Source organism: Dellaglioa sp. CoH-56-MRSF-14, assembly GCF_056782115.1.
Window position 1 is genome coordinate 1 of the sequence record NZ_JBXAYB010000017.1, and the last position, 562, is coordinate 562.

The 562-nt window shown below is 48.6% G+C and carries 2 protein-coding genes; both read right to left on the minus strand.

Annotation, left to right across the window (positions count from 1 at the left end; genetic code table 11):
• Positions 1-54 precede the first annotated feature (54 nt).
• Complete coding sequence (locus tag AC1RPX_RS07620; protein ID WP_481763307.1) at positions 55-288, minus strand: hypothetical protein; 234 nt, start codon at positions 286-288, stop codon at positions 55-57.
• Positions 289-297: 9 nt separating this feature from the next.
• The coding region (locus tag AC1RPX_RS07625; RefSeq protein ID WP_481763308.1) for a hypothetical protein at positions 298-562 on the minus strand (265 nt) is incomplete at its 5' end.

Here is a 562-nt window from a genome sequence, read left to right on the forward strand (position 1 = left end):
CCTCTATACTCCTGAAAGTGGTATACAAAGCGGCAATTGTACACCACTTTCCGATTATTTACTATCGCTTTTCTCGTCTTCGACAATTCGTTCAGCCGCGTTCAGTTCTACCGAAGATTCATGTTTCTTTGAATCTCGCATATTCTGATAAATGTGTTCGACAGCACCCCAGTGCCCGGGACCATATTCTTTTTCTGCTATCCCCTCGGCTTTATCCCACTTGTGCTCCAAACTTTCTTTGCTTCCTTTACCCTCGCGCGCGTCGTGGGTAATCTGACGTGACGGCATTTAAATCTCCTATAGATTGTGTTCTCTTGCGATCCGGCGAATAAACTCTCGGCTGCGCCCGAATTCGCTAACTATGTCCTTCTGCTTTGCACCATCTCGAATGCGGGCCGCAATCAGAATTTTCTCTTCTGCATCAGACCAGCGCCGAGAAGTCTCACGAATAATTTTCCGTTTGCCGTTTTCCACCTCACATGGATCAGTCTTACAGTTGTCAAAATGCCATCGTGTCATCACAGCAGGCTTGCCGGCCAGGCCGCAGTGCGGACAGGTCACG